The sequence below is a fragment of the Enterobacter cloacae complex sp. HYC080_NIDB genome, from assembly GCF_056673325.1.
In genome coordinates this window covers 1955804-1978772 of sequence record NZ_CP114212.1, presented here as the reverse complement: position 1 = coordinate 1978772, position 22969 = coordinate 1955804, and the positions used below count along the sequence as shown (strand labels likewise).

Annotated in this window: 19 protein-coding genes and 1 pseudogene; 6 read left to right on the top strand and 14 right to left on the bottom strand. The window is 58.1% G+C overall.

What is annotated here, in order from left to right:
* Positions 1 to 24: 24 nt before the first annotated feature.
* From O1723_RS09360 to nasR, 6 genes are all read right to left on the bottom strand, one after another.
* Positions 25 to 2502 (bottom strand): nitrate reductase, encoded by a 2478-nt coding sequence (locus tag O1723_RS09360; RefSeq protein WP_014884180.1) that lies wholly within the window; start codon positions 2500 to 2502, stop codon positions 25 to 27.
* Positions 2499 to 6485 (bottom strand): nitrite reductase large subunit NirB, encoded by a 3987-nt coding sequence (gene nirB / locus O1723_RS09355; protein ID WP_023337394.1) that lies wholly within the window; start codon positions 6483 to 6485, stop codon positions 2499 to 2501. The genes O1723_RS09360 and nirB overlap by 4 nt, the downstream gene beginning before the upstream one ends.
* A gap of 13 nt (positions 6486 to 6498) precedes the next feature.
* Complete coding sequence (locus tag O1723_RS09350; protein WP_014884182.1) at positions 6499 to 7287, bottom strand: ABC transporter ATP-binding protein; 789 nt, start codon at positions 7285 to 7287, stop codon at positions 6499 to 6501.
* 9 nt (positions 7288 to 7296) lie between these two features.
* The gene (gene ntrB / locus O1723_RS09345) at positions 7297 to 8175 is read right to left on the bottom strand and encodes a nitrate ABC transporter permease (RefSeq protein ID WP_014884183.1); all 879 of its coding nucleotides are present in this window, start codon (positions 8173 to 8175) and stop codon (positions 7297 to 7299) included.
* A gap of 2 nt (positions 8176 to 8177) precedes the next feature.
* Positions 8178 to 9425: a CmpA/NrtA family ABC transporter substrate-binding protein gene (locus tag O1723_RS09340; RefSeq protein ID WP_023330586.1), complete on the bottom strand. Its 1248-nt coding sequence runs from the start codon at positions 9423 to 9425 to the stop codon at positions 8178 to 8180.
* A 227-nt stretch (positions 9426 to 9652) separates the two neighbouring features.
* A complete protein-coding gene (gene nasR / locus O1723_RS09335; RefSeq protein ID WP_014884186.1) occupies positions 9653 to 10837 on the bottom strand; it encodes a nitrate regulatory protein NasR in 1185 nt (394 codons plus the stop codon).
* Positions 10838 to 10909: 72 nt separating this feature from the next.
* On the opposite strand from nasR, the gene O1723_RS09330 reads away from it, so the two are divergent.
* The 3 genes from O1723_RS09330 (at position 10910) to O1723_RS09320 (ending at position 13605) form a co-directional block, all read left to right on the top strand.
* Positions 10910 to 11263 carry a DsrE/DsrF/TusD sulfur relay family protein gene (locus tag O1723_RS09330; protein WP_014884187.1) on the top strand — a complete coding sequence of 118 codons (354 nt, stop codon included), beginning with the start codon at positions 10910 to 10912 and terminating at the stop codon, positions 11261 to 11263.
* Between the two features lie 106 nt (positions 11264 to 11369).
* Positions 11370 to 13154: a methyl-accepting chemotaxis protein gene (locus O1723_RS09325; RefSeq protein WP_014884188.1), complete on the top strand. Its 1785-nt coding sequence runs from the start codon at positions 11370 to 11372 to the stop codon at positions 13152 to 13154.
* 211 nt (positions 13155 to 13365) lie between these two features.
* Positions 13366 to 13605, top strand: a complete 240-nt coding sequence (locus O1723_RS09320) for a DUF1883 domain-containing protein (RefSeq protein WP_014884189.1) — start codon at positions 13366 to 13368, stop codon at positions 13603 to 13605.
* 30 nt (positions 13606 to 13635) lie between these two features.
* On the opposite strand, the gene O1723_RS09315 is transcribed toward O1723_RS09320, so the two are convergent.
* Both O1723_RS09315 and chaB read right to left on the bottom strand, forming a co-directional pair.
* The gene (locus O1723_RS09315; protein WP_014884190.1) at positions 13636 to 14331 is read right to left on the bottom strand and encodes a gamma-glutamylcyclotransferase; all 696 of its coding nucleotides are present in this window, start codon (positions 14329 to 14331) and stop codon (positions 13636 to 13638) included.
* 178 nt (positions 14332 to 14509) lie between these two features.
* A complete protein-coding gene (chaB, locus tag O1723_RS09310; protein ID WP_014884191.1) occupies positions 14510 to 14740 on the bottom strand; it encodes a putative cation transport regulator ChaB in 231 nt (76 codons plus the stop codon).
* A 269-nt stretch (positions 14741 to 15009) separates the two neighbouring features.
* Between chaB and chaA the strand changes: the two genes are divergently transcribed.
* Entirely contained in the window at positions 15010 to 16110 is a 1101-nt protein-coding gene (gene chaA / locus O1723_RS09305; RefSeq protein WP_014884192.1) for a sodium-potassium/proton antiporter ChaA, read from the top strand.
* A gap of 115 nt (positions 16111 to 16225) precedes the next feature.
* On the opposite strand, the gene kdsA is transcribed toward chaA, so the two are convergent.
* The 6 genes and pseudogenes from kdsA to hemA form a co-directional block, all read right to left on the bottom strand.
* On the bottom strand, positions 16226 to 17080 hold the full coding sequence (gene kdsA, locus O1723_RS09300) for a 3-deoxy-8-phosphooctulonate synthase (RefSeq protein WP_014884193.1): 855 nt from the start codon (positions 17078 to 17080) through the stop codon (positions 16226 to 16228).
* A gap of 36 nt (positions 17081 to 17116) precedes the next feature.
* Complete coding sequence (gene sirB1 / locus O1723_RS09295) at positions 17117 to 17926, bottom strand: invasion regulator SirB1 (protein ID WP_008499515.1); 810 nt, start codon at positions 17924 to 17926, stop codon at positions 17117 to 17119.
* Positions 17927 to 17961: 35 nt separating this feature from the next.
* A pseudogene (locus tag O1723_RS09290) lies at positions 17962 to 18051 on the bottom strand (siroheme synthase); the annotation flags it as partial.
* A gap of 8 nt (positions 18052 to 18059) precedes the next feature.
* A complete protein-coding gene (gene prmC / locus O1723_RS09285) occupies positions 18060 to 18890 on the bottom strand; it encodes a peptide chain release factor N(5)-glutamine methyltransferase (protein ID WP_014884194.1) in 831 nt (276 codons plus the stop codon).
* Positions 18890 to 19972, bottom strand: coding sequence for a peptide chain release factor 1 (prfA, locus tag O1723_RS09280; protein WP_014884195.1), 1083 nt, complete (start codon positions 19970 to 19972; stop codon positions 18890 to 18892). Before prfA ends, prmC begins: the two co-directional genes overlap by 1 nt.
* 41 nt (positions 19973 to 20013) lie before the next feature.
* On the bottom strand, positions 20014 to 21270 hold the full coding sequence (gene hemA / locus O1723_RS09275) for a glutamyl-tRNA reductase (protein ID WP_008499512.1): 1257 nt from the start codon (positions 21268 to 21270) through the stop codon (positions 20014 to 20016).
* A gap of 201 nt (positions 21271 to 21471) precedes the next feature.
* On the opposite strand from hemA, the gene lolB reads away from it, so the two are divergent.
* Complete coding sequence (gene lolB / locus O1723_RS09270) at positions 21472 to 22083, top strand: lipoprotein insertase outer membrane protein LolB (RefSeq protein ID WP_014884196.1); 612 nt, start codon at positions 21472 to 21474, stop codon at positions 22081 to 22083.
* Entirely contained in the window at positions 22080 to 22949 is an 870-nt protein-coding gene (gene ispE, locus O1723_RS09265) for a 4-(cytidine 5'-diphospho)-2-C-methyl-D-erythritol kinase (protein ID WP_014884197.1), read from the top strand. The genes lolB and ispE overlap by 4 nt, the downstream gene beginning before the upstream one ends.
* The last annotated feature ends 20 nt before the right edge of the window (positions 22950 to 22969 follow it).

Here is a 22969-nt window from a genome sequence, read left to right as displayed (position 1 = left end):
ACGCCACCCGACGCCCTTACACCATCATCCAAACAGTCCTTTCAACTCCGAAACGCAGGAGCCACAGTTCGTGCCGCACCGTAACGTTGCCCCCAGCGCGGCGACGCTTTCGCACCCTCCGGCTATCGCCTCCCGAATCGCATTTTCTCCGACGCTGAAGCAGCTACAGATAATGCGTCCCTGATCCACCATCTCCTCCACACCCTGCCCGTTCAGAAGCGCATGACGCTCTGCAGGCGTCGTGGGGGGCGAGCGAAAAGCAGCGTCAATGATCGGGTGTACCAGCTCCGGTAACGTGGTGCCTTCCCAGAAGCCGAGCATCAGCTGACCTTCATGCCAGGCCAGCACGCTACTGCGTTCGCCGGTTTGAGCAACCTGTAACTGCCAGCCCCGGCTGCTGGCGTAGTTCATGAGCCACGACAGCAACGGTTTATCTCCTGATACCGTCAGATGCGAGGCTTTACGCCACCAGTGAACCCAGGATGGTAACGCCGGCTGTTCGTGGGTATAGAGCACCCCTTGCCAGACGGGCAGCCAGGGCATGATCCGAACGGCGGTTTGTTTGCTCTCCGGCTGGCCAGACGCCGGATCGCAGCGCCCTTCCACCAGCGCATTCACCTTTCCCTGACGGGCAAACACGGCGTTCCAGTGCATCGGGGCAAACGCCTCGCCTTGCCGGATGCCGCGGTTGACTCGCACTCTGGCGACCATCACGCCGCGCGGCGAACTGATCCGCGCCAGCTGGCCATCACACAACGAGAACCGCACGGCATCGCTGGCGCAGACCTCAACAAACGGCTCCGCGATATGCTGCATCAGCCGGGACACATACCCCGTCCGGGTCATGGTGTGCCATTGATCGCGGATGCGTCCGGTATTGAGGATCACCGGGTACAGCGTGCTGACCGCCGCACCGTGCTGGACCGGATCGACCGGCACCAGGTTTCGGCGCGGAAAATCCCCCGTTGACCACTGATACGGCTCCAGCCGCTCCCACGCTTCCCGGGTAAGTTCAGCCAGGTCATGCAGGTTCAATGCCCGCGTGCCGTCATTTTCAAAGGCCGTCAGCGCCGCGTGCTCGCAAAAAATCTCGTGCGGATGTTGCCAGGCAAAGGCGTCGCCGTGCCCCAGCCGTTTTGCAATCTGCGCGACGATCCACCAGTCCGGTTTTGCCTCTCCCGGAGCAGGCAGAAAGGCGCGCTGGCGCGAAATACGCCGCTCGGAATTGGTCACAGTGCCGTCCTTCTCCCCCCAGGCCAGCGCCGGAAAACGGATATGGGCGAACCGGCTGGTATCGGTATCGTTCATGACCTCAGAAACAATCACCAGCGGGCAGCCTGCCAGCGCCTGACATACGGCGTGACTGTCCGGCAGCGAGACCGCTGGGTTGGTGCCCATGATCCACACCGCCTTCACTTCGCCACGGGCAATGGCATCAAACAGTTCAACCGCCATCAGGCCTGGCGTCTGCGCCAGCCTTTCCGTTCCCCAGAAACGCGCCACCCGCGAAAGGTCGTCCGGCTCAAAGCTCATGTGCGCCGCCAGCTGATTTGCCAGCCCGCCCACTTCTCGTCCGCCCATGGCGTTTGGCTGTCCGGTCAGCGAAAACGGACCGCAGCCCGGGCGGTTGAATTTTCCGCTGGCAAGATGGACGTTGATGATGGCATTACACTTGTCGCTACCGCTCGATGACTGGTTGATCCCCATGGTGTAGAGCGTGATCGCGCGTGGCGCGGTGACAAACCAGTCATAAAACACACCAATATCCTGCACAGGAAGATCGCAAAACGCCGCCACGCGGGCCATCGGCCACGCGTCGGTTCCCTGGATCACATTGAGCAACCCCACAAACAGCCCCGCATCGCTGCCGGGTTTTAGCGCCAGATGCAGGTCAGCGATATCACAGGTAGCCGTTTCACGCGGGTCAATCACCACCACCTTCATCTGCGGATTGGTTTGCTTTGCCTGCACCAGCCGCTGGTACAGAACAGGGTGCGTCCAGGCGGCATTCGAGCCCACCAGTACCACCAGATCGCTGTTCTCCACGTCCTTGTAACTGCACGGCACCACGTCCTCACCGAAGGCACGTTTATAACCCACCACCGCTGACGACATGCAGAGCCGGGAGTTGGTATCAATGTTCGCCGCCCCGATAAACCCCTTCATCAGCTTGTTAGCGGCGTAGTAATCCTCGGTTAACAGCTGGCCGGATGCGTAGAACGCCACCGCCTGCGGCCCCCATGTGTCGATAATGAGCTGGAGCCGTTCACCTGCCGTCTCCAGTGCCTGCGTCCAGTCCACCTCATGACCGTCGAGGACCGGGCGCAAAAGCCGCCCCTGTAAATCGGTTGTCTCCCCCAGGGCGGACCCTTTCACGCACAGGCGACCAAAATTCGCCGGATGGGTTTCATCCCCCCGAACGCTGACCACGCCGCCTTCCACGCGGGCGACCACGCCGCAGCCCACCCCGCAGTAGGGGCATGTTGTCCGGGTTTCTGTCATGAAGCCTCCGCACGCATGACAAGGGCATCGTTACCGACCCACACTTTGCCGTTTTCGATTTTCACCGGCCAGGCGCGTACCGCAGGCTCACCATTTTCAACCTGACAGCCATCGCGCAGACGAATGCGCTGTTTATAAAGCGGAGAGATCACCACCGGCTCCCCCGCCGCATCGCCAAGAATGCCGCGAGAAAGCACGTTCGCACGGCTTCCTGGCTCCAGGTCATCGAGGGCATAAACGGTTTTGCCAAAGCGGAACAGCGCAATCGCGTTGTGACCGAGACGCGCGCCAATGCCCGCCTGTTCGGGGATATCCTCGATACCGCAGATTTCCTGCCAGCGTTTGCCTTGCTCTGCGGCAGTGTCGTTCACAGCGGTGCGGAACAGCGCCAGACGGTTGGGATCGTTGAGCGTGGTCTGCCATTCGCACTGGTAGGTTTCCACCACCCGGGCCATCTCCTGCTCCAGTTCGTGGGCAATACCCAGACTGTCCTCGAGGATCACCTCGCGCAGATAGTCGAGGCCGCCTTCCAGGTTGTCCATCCAGGTGCTGGTGCGCTGCAGGCGATCCGCCGTGCGGATGTAGAACATCAGGAACCGGTCAACGGTACGGATCAGCGTTTCATCGTCCAGATCGCTGGCGAAGAGATCCGCATGGCGCGGCTTCATGCCGCCGTTGCCGCACAGGTAGAGGTTCCAGCCTTTATCGGTGGCAATGACGCCCACGTCTTTGCTCTGCGCCTCGGCACACTCGCGGGTACAGCCGGAAACCGCCATTTTGATTTTGTGCGGCGCGCGCAGGCCTTTGTAACGGTGCTCCAGTTTGACCGCGAGGCCGGTGGAGTCCTGCACGCCATAGCGGCACCAGGTCGACCCAACGCAGGATTTCACCGTGCGCAGAGATTTCCCGTAAGCGTGGCCGGTCTCAAATCCGGCTTCCACCAGCGCCTGCCAGATCTCCGGTAGCTGTTCCAGAGTGGCGCCAAAGAGGTCAATACGCTGCCCGCCAGTGATTTTGCTGTAAAGGCTATAGCGCTTTGCAATCTGGCCGATGGCGATCAGCCCGTCGGCGGTCACTTCCCCGGCGGGCATACGCGGCACGATTGAATAGGTTCCGTCCTTCTGAATATTGGCAAAGTAACGGTCGTTGGTGTCCTGCAGCGGCAGATGCGCCGGTTTAAGCAGATACTCGTTCCAGCAGGAAGCCAGCACGGACCCGACCAGCGGCTTACAGATTTCGCACCCGTGTCCCTGACCGTAGCGGCTGATGAGCTGGTCAAAGGTGCGGATATGGTTGACGCGCACCAGGTGGTAAATTTCCTGGCGTGACCAGGGGAAGTGTTCACAGATATCCTTTTTCACCTCCACGCCCTGTTCAGCAAGCTGAAACTCCATCACCTGCTTCACCAGCGCACTACAGCCCCCGCAACCGGTCGCCGCTTTAGTGCACTGTTTGATGGCACCGATATCCGTTGCGCCCGCGCTCACGGCCTGGCAAATATCGCCCTTGCTGACGTTATAACACGAACAGATCTGCGCACTTTCCGGCAGCGCCGCCACGCCCAGCGCTTTTGGCGCGCTGCCTGAGGATGCGGGTAATATCAGGGTTTCCGGCGCTTTCGGCAGGCTGATTCCATTGAGCATCATCTGCACCAGCGTGGCGTATTCGCTGGCGTCCCCCACCAGCACGCCGCCGAGCAGCGTTTTGCTGTCGTGGCTGACCACGATTTTCTTGTAGATTTGCTGCGGGCCGTGCGTCCACTGGTAGCTCAGCGCCCCCGGCGTGCGCCCGTGAGCGTCGCCAAACGACGCCACATCCACGCCCAGCAGCTTGAGTTTGGTGCTCATATCCGCGCCGGTGAAGGTTTTATCCTCCCCTGCAAGCGCGGCGGCGGCCACGCGTGCCATCTGGTAGCCCGGGGCAACCAGTCCAAAGATTTTCCCTTCCCACAACGCGCATTCGCCAATGGCAAACACGTCACGGTCGGAAGTCTGGCAGCCATCGTCAATGCAGATCCCGCCGCGCTCGCCGATAGCCAGCCCGCTGCTGCGCGCCAGCGCGTCCTGCGGACGGATACCGGCAGAAAAGACCACCAGGTCCGTTTCCAGCGCTTCGCCATCGGCAAAGCGCAGCACCAGCCCGTCATCCGTCGACGCAATTTCCGTGGTGGCTTTAGCGGTGTGAACGCCCACGCCCAGCGCCTCGATTTTCTTGCGCAGCATCGACGCGCCGTCGTTATCGAGCTGAACCGCCATCAGATTGGGCGCAAACTCCACCACGTGAGTGTCGAGCCCGAGTTGTTTCAGGGCGTTTGCTGCCTCCAGCCCCAGCAGCCCGCCGCCGATGACGACCCCGCGACGCGCACCCGCCGCATGGGCCGCAATGTTGTCGAGATCGTCGAGCGTGCGGTAGACAAAACAGCCCGGCAGATCGTTACCCGGTACCAGCGGGACAAACGGGTATGAGCCGGTCGCCAGCACCAGTTTATCCCAGTGTGTTTCATGCCCACTGGCGGTACGCACCACGCGCGCGTCGCGGTCAATGGCGACAATCTGCTGCGACAGGCGCAGCTCAATGCCGTTATCAGCAAAAAAATCCCCTGCCACCAGCGAGAGCGAATCCGCACTGCGGCCGCCAAAATACTCGGACAGATGCACGCGGTCATAGGCGGCATAGCGCTCTTCACCAAAGACCACGATCTGATACTGCTGATGTAAGTTGCGGTTAACGCAATCTTCGAGAAAATGATGGCCGACCATACCGTGCCCAACCACCACCAGAGTAGGTTTTGTCATAGCGTTCTGTCCTGCAACCTGTGGTTGCGTAGTGAATCGATCGAACAGCCAGTCCGCGTGTGCGGGCGCAGCCGTTGCCCGTAAATCGGTAAATGTCGCCGCGTGGCGGCAATCTCCCATCAGCAGCACGCCAGCCAGCGTCCCCTGATGGATCAGTAAGCGACGATAGTGACGCGTCAGCGGATCCCATGAACGCCAGACCACGTCGCCCTCCTGCTCCGCCGCGCGACCCAGGCTGAACAGCTCCACGCCGGTCACCTTGAGGCGCACACCGTTGTCGGTGAGGGTAAACGGCGCAGTGGTGTCGCCCGCCAGCCGTGCGGCGAGGATATCGGCCTGCGCCAGACAGGGGGCGACCAGGCCAAACGTCTGGCCATCAATTTCGCAGCACTCGCCAATGGCATAGATGTCCGGCGCGGAGGTCTGCATCTGGTGATTCACCACAATCCCGCGCGCGCAATGAAGGCCGCTGGCCTTTGCCAGGTCAATGTTGGGCTGCACGCCGGTCGCCAGCACCACGCGCGCCGCAGCAATACTGCGTCCATTGAGCAACGTCACGGTGTTGTCGTTAATCGCCGAGATGCCGGAGGCAAGCTCACAGCGCACGCCCCGTTCCGCCAGCGCCTCCTCCAGCAGCGCGCCAGCCTGTTGATCCAGCTGTTGTTCCATCAGCCACGGACCGCGATGAACGAGCGTGACGTTGTCACCTGAGCGTGCCAGTGCTGCCGCAGTCTCAACCCCAAGCACGCCGCCCCCCAGCACCACCGCCGGACCGGAAATTGCCTGAATGGCGCAGGTATCCTCCAGGGTGCGGAACGTGAACACCTGCGGCGCATCACCGCCGGGGATCGGCGGAACAAAAGGCGTTGAACCGGTGGCAAATACCAGGGCATCCCAGCCCAGCGTGCGGGTGGCGGTTCGCACTTCCCGTGAGACCACGTCCACGGCAAGCGCCCTTTCGCCCCGCAGCACCGTAACGCCACGTACCCGGTACCAGTCCTCATCCTGAAGACAGATATCCGCTGCCGCTTTCTCGCCCCCCAGCACCGGCGAAAGCTGAATGCGGTTATAGGCATGCTCAGGCTCATCACCGACGACGGTGATAGCAAAACGACCCGAGGCCCGCCCGGTTAGCCCGTCAATCAGCCGGGTGGCCGCCATTCCATTCCCGATAATGACCAGTCGCATCAAAGCCCCCTCGTTACGCCGCTTTCGGCTGTTTTTCGTAGAGGAAATGGAGGATCTGCTGACGCATGTGGTGGTAGCGGCTGTCGTCCGCCAGCTGAACCCGGTTGCGCGGACGCGGCAGATCAACGCGCAGGATCTCTCCGACGGTCGCCGCCGGGCCGTTGGTCATCATCAGCACGCGATCGGAAAGCAGCACTGCCTCATCCACGTCGTGGGTAATCAGCACGATAGTGGTGTTCAATGCCTGCTGGATCTGCATCACCGAGTCCTGCAGATGGGCTCGCGTCAGCGCATCCAGCGCGCCGAACGGTTCATCCATCAGCAGCACTTTTGGCTTCATCGCCAGCGCGCGGGCGATGCCCACGCGCTGCTTCATGCCGCCGGAGATCTCCCCCGGGCGCTTATGCAAGGCATGCCCCATCTGCACGCGGTCGAGGTTGTGCTCGATCCACGCTTTACGCTCAGACTTGCTCATGGTGTGACGGAACACCTGATCCACCGCCAGGGCGACGTTGTCAAAGCAGGTGAGCCATGGCAGCAGGGAATGGTTCTGAAACACCACCGCGCGCTCGGGGCCCGGCCCGGCAATTTCGCGGTTGTCGCAGATAAGCCCACCTTCCGTCGGCAGCGTAATGCCGGCAATAAGGTTCAGCAGCGTCGATTTGCCGCAGCCGGAGTGGCCGATCAAACTGACGGTTTCGCCCTCGTGAATATCAAACGAAACGTTTTGCAGCGCCAGAAACTCGCCGCTGGCAGTAGAAAAGCGCTGGCTCACGCCCTGGACCTGAATTAATGGTTTCATCTTCGCTCCTTATTTTTCCTGCCAGCTAAAGCGACGGGCAATCAGCATCAGCCCCTGCTCCAGCAGCAACCCGACCACGCCAATAATGACGATGGCGATGAGAATGTTTTCGACGTTGAGGTTGTTCCACTCGTTCCAGATCCAGAAGCCGATGCCTAAGCCTCCGGTGAGCATCTCGGCGGCGACAATCACCAGCCAGGCAATACCGATGGAGAGGCGTACCCCGGTCAGCACCGCAGGCAGCACGGCAGGAAAGAGAATGCGGCGCATGATGGTCCACTCAGAGAGTTGCAGTACCCGGGCGACGTTGAGGTAGTCCTGTGGAATACGGCGCACCCCTTCCGCGGTGTTGATGACCATCGGCCAGATGGAGCAGATAAAGATGGTCCAGCTTGATGCTGGCTCCGCTTTCTGGAACAGCAGCAGGCCGATGGGCAGCCAGGCCAGCGGGCTAACCGGCCGCAGGAGGGCAATTAGCGGGTTGAACATGCGCGAGAAAAAGGTGAAGCGGCCAATCAGAAAGCCCAGCGGAATCCCCGCCAGCGCTGCCAGACCAAAGCCGATGGCGACGCGCTGCAGTGACGCAAGCACGTTCCAGCCTATGCCCATATCGTTTGGCCCGTCGCGATAAAACGGATCGGCGAACAGGGTTATGGCCGAGTCGAGCGTGCTGAGCGGCGTCGGGAAGCCTTTGCTGTTTATCGCTGCCAGTTGCCAGAGCACCACCAGCAGCCCCAGCCCCAGAAACGCCGGAATGACGCGCTGTAAAACATCATTCATTCGACGCGCCAACGCAGGCGTACGACGACGAACCTGTAACGGTGGCAGGACAATCACCTCCCCGCTCTCAGGCTTCTCTTGTGGTTTTGTGTTTTGCAGATGCGGCATAATCAGGCCCCTTTACGGTGAATGGCAAAACGGTTGGCGTACCCTTCCGGATCGGTTCCGTTCCAGACGGTACCGTCCATCAGCGTGCTGCTGCGATACGGTGATGAGGGTGTGGAGAGTCCGCCGACGGCGGTGGCAGCATCCTGCCAGACCGCGGTCTGGTTAATGCGCTGCGCAATACCCACGTAATCCGGCGCGGCTTTAAGCAAGCCCCAGCGGCGGAACTGGGTTAAGAACCACATGCCGTCGGAGAGGTACGGATAACTGACGGCACCCTCGTTGAAGAAACGGATCGGGTGCGCGTCCTGCCAGCGCTGCCCCAGGCCGTTGTCGTATTCCCCGAGCATTCGCCCGGTGAGATACTGTTCTTTGCAGTTGAGCCACGCCCGGCGCGAGAGGATCTGCGCGGTTTCACGTTTGTTTTCCGGGGACGCCTCAATCCAGCGCGCGGCTTCCATCACGGCGCTCACCAGCGCCCGGGCGGTGTGCGGATTTTTCTCCACCCAGTCGCGACGCGTACCGAGAATTTTTTCAGGATGATCTGCCCAGATGGACTGCGACGTGGCAGCGGTGAAGCCAATGCGGTCGTTAATCGCCCTCGCGTTCCACGGCTCACCGACGCAAAAGCCCACCATGTTGCCAATGCGCATGTTCATCACCATCTGCGGCGGCGGCACCACCACCGTGCGCACGTCATCGAAGGGGTTAATGCCTGCGCTCGCCAGCCAGTAGTAAAGCCACATGGCGTGCGTTCCGGTCGGGAAGGTGTGCGCGAAAGTGTAAGTGCCAGGCGCCTGCTGCCCGACCAGCGTTTTCAGCCCGTCAAGATCGCGAACCCCCTTCTCCGCCAGATCGCTGGAGAGCGTAATGGCCTGACCGTTCTGGTTAAGCGTCATCAGGTTTGCCATTTGCTGCGGCTTGCCTGCAATACCCAGTTCAAGCCCGTACAGCAGACCGTAAAGAATGTGCGCGGCGTCCAGCTCCCCCGCCACCAGCTTGTCGCGTACCGCTGCCCAGCTCGCCTCTTTGGTGGGGACGATGGTGATACCGTATTTTTTATCAAAGCCTTTCAGGGCTGCGATAACCACCGGCGCACAGTCGGTCAGCGGGATAAACCCGATACGTACCGTCTCCTGCTCCGGTTTATCCGAGCCTGCCGCCCAGGCAGCCTGCATGACACCCGGTAATAACACTGCGCCACTCGCCAGCATGCTGGCCTGCAAAAACCGCCGTCTCGACAAATCCGCCATGACCACTCCTGAAAAAAAGCCAAAAAAAAGCGCCCACAGTGCCGAAGCACCGCTGGACGCCTTTATCCCGAAGACTGATGCACCGCCGTTGGCGCACCGTCAAAAATGGTTAATTCAATAATGCAAAGTCAATGCCAGGTTTGAACACCCTGTTTCAGGGCCGAAAGCCGGGTTTTGCTCGCCATTACGCACCCCAATCAGGCACAACATGCCCACTGATTGTGCAGCTACTCCTTTGGGGTTATCTGCCACACGCTTTTCACCGTAAGCAGCGCCCGGGCGATATCCACCATGCGCTGATTCTTGTCCATCGCCATTTTGCGCAGCGTTGTCCAGGCCTGCTCCTCACTCATATTCTGGTGGGTCATCAGCACGCTTTTTGCTTTATCAATGGTTTTTCGCTCCTCAAGCGTATCGCGCAGCGACGCAAGCTGACGGGAGAGCTGCTCAATCTCGCGCGCCTGCTGGCGAACCAGAGGCAGCAGGGGTTTATCCGGGTAATGCGCCAGCGGGTCCTCCAGTTCATCTGCAGGATGCAGATAGACCTCGTCACGCTGAATCCGCTCATCCACCGCGACCATCAGATCGGCGATGATTGTCTCCTCCAGCGCGCGCAGATGCTCCAGCCGCGCCGTCTGCAGCGCAAACCACGCCAGCGCGGTATGGCCATTATCCGCGGCAGGCTGGCGGGTACAGGCCACGCGCCGGAGTTGCTCCGTCTCACGGTCGGGCTGGCAGTTGAGGGAGAAAGTGGCCTGAACGTCAGCCTGACTGTGGGAGAGGAAGATCTCAAAGCAGGCTTGCTGCCCGTCAATGCGATCTACCAGTCTCTGGCGGGTAACGTCATCAAAAAAACCCTGCGTGAAGCCTATCGCCCCCAGGGCCCGCTCTTGTCCCGCCAGCTCTTTCCCCTGCATCAGGCTGTAAAGTGCGACAAACCGGCCCGCGATTTGCGGATCGTCAATGCTGTCATTGAGTTGCGGCACGATACTGAGCAGATGGCGAAGCATGCGGGAGTAATGTTCCATGGCCTGCGGGGCCGTCAGGGTTTGTTGACTCACCCCGTCACGCAGCGCGGGAAGTGTGTCCAGCGTATGCAGTGCATTACCGATACGTTCGCAGACGGCGCTCCCCGGGAGGAGGGACTGCTTGCCAAGTATCGTATTCAGCGCAGCAAGATTTTCGTCTACCAGTGCCCGGCTGGCTTTGCATTCAGGCGCGTAGAGCTTACCCTGTGAACAGAGCCAGACGTTGGATGCCCCGCGCTCGCACTGTAGCATATGGACCAGTTGGCTAATGCCGTGCACCAGCACGTTCAGCTCTGCCAGCTTGCTGAGCTGCTCCCGGCGCATCAGCCTCGCGCGCTGAAGCCATTCGGTTGCACCTGGCGAAATGCCAGCCATTAATGTCATGCTTACTCTCCCGGACAGCGAAACTCCGGAGAACTAAGCAATATTCGTGCCTTTATAAGAACAGGAGTCAACATGCAGAAGATTGTGATCGTCGCCAACGGGGCGGCCTACGGCAGCGAATCTCTTTTTAACAGCCTGCGTCTGGCCATTGCGCTACGTGAAAAAGAGAGCGACCTGGCATTACAGATTTTTTTAATGTCGGATGCCGTCACCGCCGGGCTGAAGGGCCAAAAGCCGGCAGAAGGCTATAACATTCAGCAGATGCTGGAGATCCTGACCGCGCAAAATGTGCCGGTGAAACTGTGCAAGACCTGTACCGACGGACGCGGGATTACCACTCTGCCGCTGATAGAGGGCGTAGAAATCGGGACGCTGGTTGAGCTGGCCGAATGGACGCTGACCGCAGATAAAGTATTAACTTTTTAATAATAATCCCTTAAAAATATTATTTTCTTATGGACGCGGTTTCAGCATCAAGTTTACCTGCGGGGTTGCCGATAGGCATGGAAACAACACAGCAGGTATTTCACTTATGTTCAGATCGATTCGCGCACGTATTATCGCCACGACGACAGGTTGCCTTGTCGTCGCCCTTCTTCTCAATACCGTTATTAACTTCCAGGTCACGCGCCAGGATAACCAGCAGTCACAGCGCGATATATTGACCAGTACCAGCGCCAGCCACAACATGGCGATTGCCGACTGGGCCAAAAGCAAAATGACGGTGATTACCTCCGCACAAAGCGTCGCGCTGGCTGACGACCCGGTTCCGGTGTTTAAACAACTGGCGCAGGCGGGGGGATTCACTAACGTCTATGTGGGTTATGCGAGCAAGACGGCGAAGTTTTCTGAACCTGCGGGTGTCCCGGCGGATTATGATCCGACCATTCGTCCCTGGTATCAGCAGGTGGTGAGCACGGACGGCCCGGTAGTGACCGCACCCTATGTTGATGCCGGTACCGGAAAGCTGGTGGTGACGTTTGCTGTACCGGTGAAAGAAAATGGCGTCCTGAAAGCGGTGGTGGCGGGCGATGTCGCCATGGATAGCGTCGTGGCAAACGTGCGCGGCATCCACCCAACACCCGCCAGCAGCGGGCTGCTCCTGAACAGTGACGGTACCGTGATTGCCGCCAACGATCCGGCTTTGACCCTGAAGCCGTTTGCCGAGACGATCAAAGGGATCGACTTTGCGGCGCTGAAGCGCGGTAATCCGGTCGACGGAACCCTGAATGATGTAGACAAAACCTTCATTGCCTCAGCCGTGCCGGGCACAAACTGGCTGCTGGTCGTCGCGCTCGACAACAGCGATGCCACCTCCGGCATGCGTTCCCTGCTGAAAGCGTCGGCGATTTCGCTGGTGATCCTGGCACTCCTGAGCGGCGCCATTGTTCACGTCCTGATTGCCCGTCTGCTGAAGCGCCTGTCTGACATTCGTGATGCGATGCATAACATTGCCAACGGGACCAACGATCTGTCCCAGCGTTTGCCGGACAGCGGCAATGATGAAGTGGCGCAAATTGCGCAGGCCTTTAATGCCTTCAGCGATAAGCTTTCCGTCGTGATGGTACAACTCCGTGACGCCAGCGCGTCGGTGAAAAATGCCGCGCAGGAAATTGCGGCTGGCAACCAGGATCTTTCCGGGCGTACCGAGCAGGCGGCGTCCAGCCTTCGCGAGACCGCCAGTGCGGTGGAGCAGATCACCGCCTCCGTCACGCAATCGAATGAATCGGCAGCGGAAGCGAACGATCAGGCAAGCAAAGCGTCTGCGGCTGCCGCGCGCGGTGGTGAAGTGGTTTCTCAGGCCATCAGCACGATGCAGTCCATCGAAGTGGCGTCCGCAAAAATTGGTGATATCACCAGCGTCATCGACGGTATCGCCTTCCAGACCAACATTCTGGCGCTGAACGCCTCCGTCGAGGCGGCGCGTGCCGGTGAGCAGGGCCGCGGATTTGCCGTGGTGGCAGGGGAAGTGCGTAACCTCGCCAGTCGTAGCGCCCAGGCGGCGAAAGAGATCAAATCCCTGATTGATTCCACCACCGATAGCGTGGCGACTGGTTCGCGCTATGTGCATCTGGCCGGTGAAAGCATGGATGAGATCCGCTCCAGCATCGGCAGCGTCTCCGGCATCATGCGCGAAATCTCCATCGCCACCAGCGAACAGATGAAAGGCATCCATGAGATAAATCACGCTGTGACGCATCTCGACAGAATGGTGCAGCAGAACGCGGAGCTGGTGGTGCAGTCCGCCGCCGCCGCGGGAGCCCTGCAGAGCCAGGCGGGCGACCTTGCTGAAACGGCCGGCCATTTCCGCATTTAATGTTCCCCCGGCGCGCGTTTCGCGGGTAAAACGCGCGCCAGCCTCACTTTTGAGGGATTTTGTCATTTTTGTTTAATCGTTATGCCATTTTTTGATCAAAATCAGCATCCCGACTCTCCCCCTTTGGTGTTATGCAACGAGTGAATTGTGAACAACATCACGCTCGGATATGGCTGCAGGGAGAGCGTTGTTTAAGACTACGGGGTAAAAAATGGCACTGGTAAAAACAAGTTTGAAACTGTTCGGCGGGGATACGGTAGTGGTGCGTTGCTCAGAACGCTGCCGCATACATCTCATGAGTTCAAAAGCGCAAAAGCAATCCCAGACGGATATTCTGACCGTGCAGGATGATAAAGCGTGGCTTACCGTGCCGTATACCGGCACATGGGATGTGCTGATCGACAGCCACAGTCAGTCGCTGGAGCATTCCGTCAGCTACGTGGCAGCATAAGAGTAAACGCCCGTCCAGCCGGGCGTATTATCAGGCAAAACCCGGTCGCAGCGAGCTGTTGACAGGGTTCCCTTCCAGCAGCGCCCTCACCTTTACCACCAGCTCATTCAGACAATCGTCCTTCATGCCGAGGCGGGTCAGCTCCTGATCGAGGGAGAAGAGATACTGCGCGTTGGTGCCCAGCGGCCCGCTGGCGGCGGCAATCAACGGGGCGATGACCTGCGTGCGGGTATCCGCTTCATACAGCGGATGGCGTGGATCCATAATAAACACCAGCGCATTGACGGTACGTCCATCGTCAAGCTCCAGCTTGCACCAGCTCGGCATATAGCAGCCGGTGATCATCTCGCGCTTCCAGAGCAGCGTCAGCTCCTCTTCGAGCGTGGCATCCGGGAGGCGATACGCCACGCCCGTGGTGCGTCCGCCCTCTTTCAGTGCAAGCATGCGACCAGGCTGACACGCACTGCCGCGTCCGGCCGTCAGGCGCAGACAAAATGCGCGGTGCCAGCCAGGCAGCGTTCCCGTTGCCGATTCGACAAATTCCAGAGCCGGGTTCCACATCAGCGAACCGTAGCCAAAAATCCATACCGGGCCATCATCCGGGCGGCAGGCAAGCGTGGCAGCAAGCGACGCCGCACGTTGTTCAGCTGACCAGAGAAGCGATTCCTCAATAGCACCAAATGCCGTCTTACAATCTGCCTTCATTAAGAAATCACGCGTTAACACTTTACACCTCCGCCACTGCATGCTTCCTTGCGACATCTGTAATGCGCCTTCCCAGCATTTTTTCTCTGGTCATTTTGCCAGCAGTGAAATAACGATAAGCAATTAGCGGACCAGTTGCAATACAACGGAAGTTCAACCGCCTGAAAAGTCAAAATGAAGGCAGCGAATTATTTCACGGCTATTTCTTTTTATGCCATTTATCATCGTCTCCTTTCTCGTAGTCATGTTTAACTGCGGCCCAGGCGACCTTATGCGCCGTCTCTTCCCGGCTGGCATCATCCCGGCGATCGTCTTTATCTTTGTACTGATCCCAGGCGCTGTTAAACGCTTCCTTGTAGATATCCTGCGCGTGTTCAGGCAGGACATTTTTCACGTTATCAGGTAATTCGCGTTTCGTTTTGTAGGGCATCACTAACCTCTCTTTTCGGTAAAGAGATAAGTGTGGACGACGATATGCCATGGTGCCACCCAACAATAATTAATGAGTAAATTAAAATTATAATTCATTGTTATTTAATATTTATTTATGAGAGATATGGCATTATAGACTTCAAAGAAGAAAAACATCACAAATGGTAAAATTAAGTAAAAATTAGAAGGTATTTAACAGATTTCTGTTAATTTAATCTCCTTAAAATCTATCTATAATTACAAGCACCTGCATTGATGGAGAAGCACATGACAGCAACACACGAGGCGGTAAAGACCCGCCACAAGGAGACGTCACTCATTTTCCCGGTTCTGGCACTGGCTGTGCTGCTCTTCTGGGGAAGCAGTCAGTCACTGCCAGTGGTGGTTGGTATCAATATTCTTGCCCTGGTCGGTATTTTAACCAGCGCATTTAGCGTCGTTCGCCATGCGGACGTATTAGCCCACCGTCTGGGCGAGCCGTACGGTTCGTTAATTCTGAGTCTTTCCGTTGTTATTCTCGAAGTCAGCCTGATTTCCGCGCTTATGGCGACCGGCGATGCTGCCCCGACGCTGATGCGCGATACCCTCTACTCCATCATTATGATTGTGACAGGCGGCCTGGTGGGCTTCTCGCTGTTACTGGGCGGACGTAAATTTGCGACCCAGTACATGAACCTGTTTGGCATTAAACAGTACCTGATTGCCCTCTTCCCGCTGGCAATTATCGTGCTGGTCTTCCCGATGGCGCTGCCAGGTGCAAACTTTTCCACCGGTCAGGCGCTGCTGGTCGCGCTGATTTCCGCAGCTATGTACGGCGTGTTCCTGCTGATTCAGACCAAAACGCACCAGAGCCTGTTTGTATACGAACATGAAGATGACGGCGACGACGATGACCCGCACCACGGTAAGCCGTCAGCACACAGCAGTGTGTGGCACACGGTTTGGCTGATCGTGCATCTGATTGCGGTCATTGCGGTCACCAAAATGAATGCCAACCCGCTGGAGACGCTGTTGACCGAGCTGAACGCCCCGGTGGCCTTTACCGGTTTCCTGGTGGCGCTGCTGATCCTGTCCCCTGAAGGACTGGGGGCGCTGAAAGCGGTGTTGAACAATCAGGTGCAGCGTGCAATGAACCTGTTCTTCGGCTCCGTGCTGGCGACCATATCACTCACCGTACCGGTGGTGACGCTGATTGCCTTTATGACGGGGAACGAACTGCAGTTTGCGCTGGGCGCGCCGGAGATGATTGTGATGGTGGCCTCGCTGCTGCTGTGCCAGATCTCCTTCTCCACCGGACGCACCAACGTGCTGAACGGCGCGGCACATATGGCGCTGTTTGTGGCGTACCTGATGACGATATTTGCCTAGCCTCTTTGTCCAGCGGCGCTTCGCTTGCAGTGCCTACAGGTTTTGTAGGCCGGGTGAGCGCAGCGCCACCCGGCAATATGTCCTATAAAAAAACCCGCCGAAGCGGGTTTTTTTATTAGTTGCTGGTATCCAGCTCGTCGAAGTTCTTCACCAGATCGTCAATCGCTTTGATCTGCTTCAGGAACGGCTCCAGCTTATCCAGCGGCAGTGCGGAAGGACCATCGCATTTCGCGTTAGCCGGATCCGGATGCGCTTCAATGAACAGACCCGCCAGACCCGTTGCCATACCGGCGCGCGCCAGCTCGGTTACCTGTGCGCGACGACCGCCAGACGCGGCACCAAACGGGTCACGGCACTGCAGGGCGTGAGTCACGTCGAAGATCACCGGAGACTGGTTAGAGACGTTCTTCATCACGCTGAAGCCCAGCATATCCACGACCAGGTTGTCATAACCGAAGTTTGCACCACGGTCGCACAGGATAACCTTGTCATTACCGCCTTCGATAAACTTGTCGACAATGTTCCCCATCTGGCCAGGGCTCACGAACTGTGGTTTTTTCACGTTGATGACCGCGCCGGTTTTCGCCATCGCTTCCACCAGGTCCGTCTGACGGGCCAGGAATGCCGGAAGCTGGATCACGTCTACCACGTCCGCTACAGGCTGTGCCTGCCAGGACTCATGCACGTCGGTGATCACTTTCACGCCAAACGTCTGTTTCAGCTCCTGGAAAATCTTCATGCCCTCTTCCAGGCCCGGGCCACGGTAAGAGTGAATGGAGGAGCGGTTGGCTTTGTCAAAAGAGGCCTTAAACACGTACGGGATGCCCAGCTTCTGGGTCACGGTCACGTAGTGCTCGCAGATACGCATGGCGAGATCGCGGGATTCCAGCACGTTCATACCGCCAAACAGCACGAACGGCAGGTCGTTTGCTACCTTGATATCACCAATGCTAACCACTTTTTGTTTCATAGGATCGCCTTATTCAGGTGTGAATCGGAATTAAGATTAATGCAGTGTAATTTGTTTGTGCGAGATCGCGTTGATCTGCGCGCGAATCATTTCGCTAATCGGATCTTCCGGGCACTGCTCAACGAAATAGCTCAGATCGTTCAGCGCAACGTGTTCGCAGTCGAGCTGGGCATAGATAAGCCCGCGGTCGCGAATTTCGTAGGGATCTTCCGGATTAAACTGCAGCAGCACTTCGCTGGCACGCAAGGCAAGCTCCATCTGACGCTCTTCCATCAGCGCTGATTTCAGCGTATCCAGCAGCTTGCGGATCACTTCGGCGTTATCGGCCTCGTCGAGATCTTCGTTAAAGAGCTCGGCGACCGGGCTGATGTTGCCTTTCAGCCAGACGTCCAGCGTATGCTCATCCAGCGTATCGCCGTTAAACGGATTAATGAGCCACATCTCGCCGTCCAGCCACTCCGCCCGCAGGATCATCTGCGTCGGGAAAATGACCGGCACCAGTGGAATATCCAGACGGTGCGCGACCCACAGCAAAATAGAACCCAGCGCAACGGCGCTGCCCTGACGATTTTTTAAGACCTGGTCCAGCCATAATGCGTCAGACAGGCGATACACGCCACGCGTGTCGCAGAAACCCCATTCGCCGTAGAAAAGCTCAAGCAGCTTCTCTAATTGCCAGTCCTGCGGGCGCGCCTGATTGATCTCTTCACGCGCCAGGCTGACCAGATTCTCCAGTTCATCGTAAACGTACTGCGACGTAAAATCGTCGCGTATCATCTCCGAAATCAGGATCATGCCATCGCAAAGCGGCACTTTATTAAATTCGAAATCGGCTAAGGACTTCATGACTTACCCCAGTAACGCCCGAACGTACAGCTACCCCCGGGCGCGATAAAACTCAAAACAATGTAGATGATAACGCCAAACCGCCTTTCAGTCAGCCTTACGCCTTTATCAGTAAATGGCAGATAGCCTTGCTTCACGCCCACTGGCCTAGCGTCAACCGTTCATTACCGCCGTAGTCGCGGCAGGTTTCCACTGCGGTATAACCCGCTTGCGTAAACAGCGCACGTACGGCTTCCCCCTGCGTCCAGCCATGTTCCACCAGCAGCCAGCCGCCGGGAAGTAAATGTTGCCGTGACGTTGTCACTATGTGATCAAGATCGGCTAACCCTGCGTTAGCCGCAACCAGCGCCGTCAATGGCTCGAAACGAACATCGCCCTGCGCAAGGTGCGGGTCGTGTTCGTCAATATACGGCGGGTTACTGACGATCATCTCGAACGAGCGAGTCTCCAGCGCGCTAAACCAGCTGCTTTGCAGCACGGTCACGTTAGTCAGCCCGAGACGCGCCACGTTACGCTGCGCCAGGGTCACCGCGTCAGGCATCACATCCACTGCCGTCACATCGCAATCCGGACGCTCGCTGGCAAGCGCCAGCGCAATAGCACCCGTTCCTGTTCCGAGATCGAGAATGCGGCTGGCCGCAGCCGGCAAACGCGCCAGCGCCTGCTCCACCAGACATTCGGTATCCGGGCGCGGAATCAGCGTTGCCGCTGAGACATAAAGCGGGAGCGACCAGAACTCACGTTCACCGACAAGATGCGCCACCGGCTCACCGTTTTTACGGCGGGCAAGCAGCGTAGCGAGCTGCGCTTGCTGCTCAGCGGTCAGTGGCGTCTCACCGAATGCCAGCAGATACGTACGGGCTTTACCCGTTACATGCTCCAGCAAAATTTCGGCGTCGCGTTTTGGGCTTTCGCTTGCGGAAAGCTCACCGGCGGCCTCACGTAACCAGCGCTGAAAATCCATTATTCCTGCTCGGACAGCGCCGCCAGCTGGTCGGCCTGGTATTCCTGCACGATAGGCTCAATCAGCATATCCAGCTTCCCTTCCATCACCTCGTCCAGACGGTAAAGCGTCAGGTTAATGCGGTGGTCGGTCACGCGGCCCTGCGGGAAGTTGTAGGTACGGTTACGGTCGCTGCGATCGCCGCTGCCCAGCAGGTTACGACGCGTCGATGCTTCCGCCTGCTGGCGTTTCGCCATTTCGGCCGCGTGGATACGCGCACCCAGCACGGACAAGGCTTTGGCTTTGTTTTTATGCTGCGAACGCTCGTCCTGACACTCCACCACAATACCGGTTGGCAGGTGAGTAATACGGATAGCGGAATCGGTGGTGTTAACGTGCTGGCCGCCCGCACCAGAGGAGCGGAAAGTGTCGATGCGCAGGTCCGCCGGGTTGATGTCCGGCAGTTCCGCTTCCGGCAGCTCTGGCATCACCGCCACTGTACAGGCAGAGGTATGAATACGCCCCTGAGATTCCGTAGCAGGCACGCGCTGCACGCGATGACCGCCAGATTCAAACTTCAGACGACCATACACGCCGTCGCCGCTGATCTTGGCGATAACCTCTTTATAGCCACCATGCTCGCCGTCGTTAGCGCTCATGATTTCCACGCGCCAGCGACGCGATTCAGCGTAGCGGCTGTACATGCGGAACAGATCCCCGGCAAACAGCGCCGCTTCGTCACCGCCGGTACCGGCGCGGACTTCCACAAACGCGTTACGCTCGTCGTCCGGATCTTTTGGCAGCAGCAGCACCTGAAGCTGTTGCTCCATCTCTTCAGAACGCGCTTTCGCATCCTGTAACTCTTCCTGCGCCATCTCGCGCATTTCAGGATCGTCGAGCATCATCTGCGCGGTTTCGATGTCTTCCTGAACCTGTCGCCAGTCGGTAAAGCATTTAGAAACATCACTTAACTGCGCGTACTCACGCGAGAGTGCGCGAAAACGTTCCTGGTCCGCAATGGTCCCGGCATCCCCGAGCAGCGCCTGGACTTCTTCATGGCGCTCGTGCAGAGCTTCCAGTTTAGCGACGATAGAAGGCTTCATAGGCGTAAGTGCACCTTGTCTTAGAAAATGGGTATAGGGCGCTATTCCAGCCCGAGGCTGTTGCGCAGAATAGTCAGGCGTTCATCATCCCCGTCACGGGCAGCCTGTTGAAGAGATTTGGTTGGTGCATGGATCAGGCGGTTGGTCAGTTTCCACGCCAGATCCTGCATAATGGCCTGTGCGTCGCCGCCCTGTTCAAGGGCCGCTAACGCTTTGGCAGTCAGGTCATCACGCACCTGCTCCGCCTGCCCGCGATACTCGCGGATGGTCTCGCTGACGCTTTGCGCGCGCAGCCAGGCCATAAACTCGCTGGTTTCCTGCTCAACAATGGTTTCCGCCTGTACCGCCGCCGCTTTACGCTGAGCGAGGTTGTGCGAAATGATGCTTTGCAGGTCGTCAACGCTGTAAAGATAGGCGTTCGCCAGTTTACCGACTTCCGGTTCAACATCACGCGGGACGGCGATATCCACCAGCAGCATCGGCTGATTTCGACGCGACTTCAGCGCGCGCTCCACCATCCCTTTACCGATGATTGGCAGGGGGCTGGCGGTAGAACTGATAATAATGTCCGCCTCTTTCAGACGTTCATCGATGTCGCTCAGCGCAACCACTTCTGCGCCCACCTCATCCGCCAAAACCTGCGCACGTTCGCGGGTGCGGTTCGCGATAATCATCTTTTTCACTTTATGCTCGCGCAGATGGCGCGCCACAAGTTCGATGGTTTCGCCCGCGCCCACCAGCATCACGGTGACGGTGGAAAGGGACTCAAAGATTTGACGTGCAAGGGTGCAGGCTGCGAAAGCAACAGAAACCGCACTGGCACCAATGTCGGTTTCGGTTCGCACACGCTTCGCCACGGAGAACGACTTCTGGAACATACGCTCCAGTTCACTGGCCTTCAAATGCCCTTTTTGCGAATCCGCAAAGGCTTTTTTCACCTGACCGAGAATCTGCGGCTCGCCCAGCACCAGTGAATCCAGACCGCTGGCGACGCGCATCAGATGGCTGACCGCATCATTGTCCTGATGCCAGTACAGGCTGTTACGCAGCTCGTCTTCGTTGAGATTGTGGTAGTCACATAACCAGCGGATCAGCGCTTCATGCAGATTATCCTGCTCTTCCACGCTTAAATATAGCTCGGTACGGTTGCACGTCGAGAGCACCACACCCCCTTGCACCATGGGTTGGGCAAGCAGGCTGTCCAGCGCCAGGTCAAGCGTATCCGGCGAAAACGTAACGCGTTCTCGCAGCGAAACCGGGGCCGTTTTGTGGTTAATACCGAGTGCTAATAGGGTCATGTTGAGCGGGAGTAGTACCAGCGTTAATAAGGTTAGCAGGACGCATCATACAGGATGCGCGAGATCAATAAAAGAGACCGCCTCCTTTCGGAGTAATAGCTTACGCATTGCTTTGAGATAATTTGAACGTAGACGGTGAGACTGCGGGACGCTAGCATTAACAGTTATAACTGCAACGTATCTCAAGGATTTGTCCTCATTATGACCCGACTGATTCGCCTGCTGCCTCTGGCGGCACTGGTTCTGACCGCATGTACTGTCACCCAACCAAAAGGCCCGGGCAAAAGCCCTGATTCACCGCAGTGGCGTCAGCACCAGCAGGACGTCCGCAATTTGAGCCAGTATCAGACCCGCGGCGCCTTCGCCTATCTCTCTGATGAGCAAAAAGTGTATGCGCGTTTCTTCTGGCAGCAAACCGGGCAGGACAACTATCGCCTGCTGCTGCTGAACCCGCTCGGCAGCACCGAACTGGAGCTTATCGCTAAACCGGGCGAAGCGCAGATCACCGACAATAAAGGCCAGCACTACACCGCGACCGATGCCGAAGAGATGATTGGCAAGCTGACCGGGATGCCGATCCCGCTGAACAGCCTGCGCCAGTGGATCCTCGGCCTGCCGGGTGACGCCACCGACTACACCCTGGACGATCAATACCGTCTGAGCCAGGTCAACTACACCCAGAATGGCAAAACCTGGAAAGTGGTATACAACGACTATGACAGCAAGAGTAAACCCTCGCTGCCATCGAATATGGAGCTGACACAGGGCAGCCAGCGCATCAAGCTCAAAATGGATAACTGGATCGTTAAATGATGACCCACTGGCCTTCTCCGGCAAAACTGAACCTGTTTTTATATATCACCGGTCAGCGTGCTGACGGCTACCATACCCTGCAAACGCTGTTTCAGTTTATTGACTATGGCGACACGATCGCCATTGAGCCGCGTCAGGATGGGCAGATTTGCCTCCTGACGCCGGTCGAAGGCGTGGCGCATGAAGACAACCTGATTGTGCGTGCCGCGCGCCTGCTGATGAAAGCGGCGGCGTCGTCGGGGCGGCTGCCCGCGGGAAGCGGTGCGGACATCAGTATAGAGAAGCGCCTGCCGATGGGCGGCGGTCTTGGCGGCGGCTCATCTAACGCCGCCACGGTGCTGATTGCCCTGAATCACCTCTGGGGCTGCGGGCTGTCGCAGGACGAACTGGCCGCCCTGGGCTTGACACTGGGCGCGGATGTTCCGGTGTTTGTTCGCGGTCATGCGGCCTTTGCCGAGGGCGTGGGGGAAATCCTCTCCCCGGTCAACCCGCCTGAAAAATGGTATCTGGTTGCTCACCCCGGCGTGAGCATTCCGACCCCGGTCATCTTTAAAGATCCTGACCTGAAAAGAAATACCCCGATTCGGTCAATAGAAACGTTATTAAATTGTGAATTCAGCAACGATTGCGAGGATATCGCAAGAAAACGTTTTCGCGAGGTTGATGCGGTGCTTTCCTGGCTGTTAGAATACGCGCCGTCGCGCCTGACTGGTACAGGGGCCTGTGTCTTTGCTGAATTTGACACCGAATCCGCCGCTCGTCAGGTGCTTGAGCAAGCGCCGGATTGGCTGCATGGTTTTGTAGCGCGTGGAATGAACATCTCCCCTCTACAGCAGGCCATTCTGGCGCAGACTGAGTTTCGGTGACAACGTCACCCTGTTCCAGA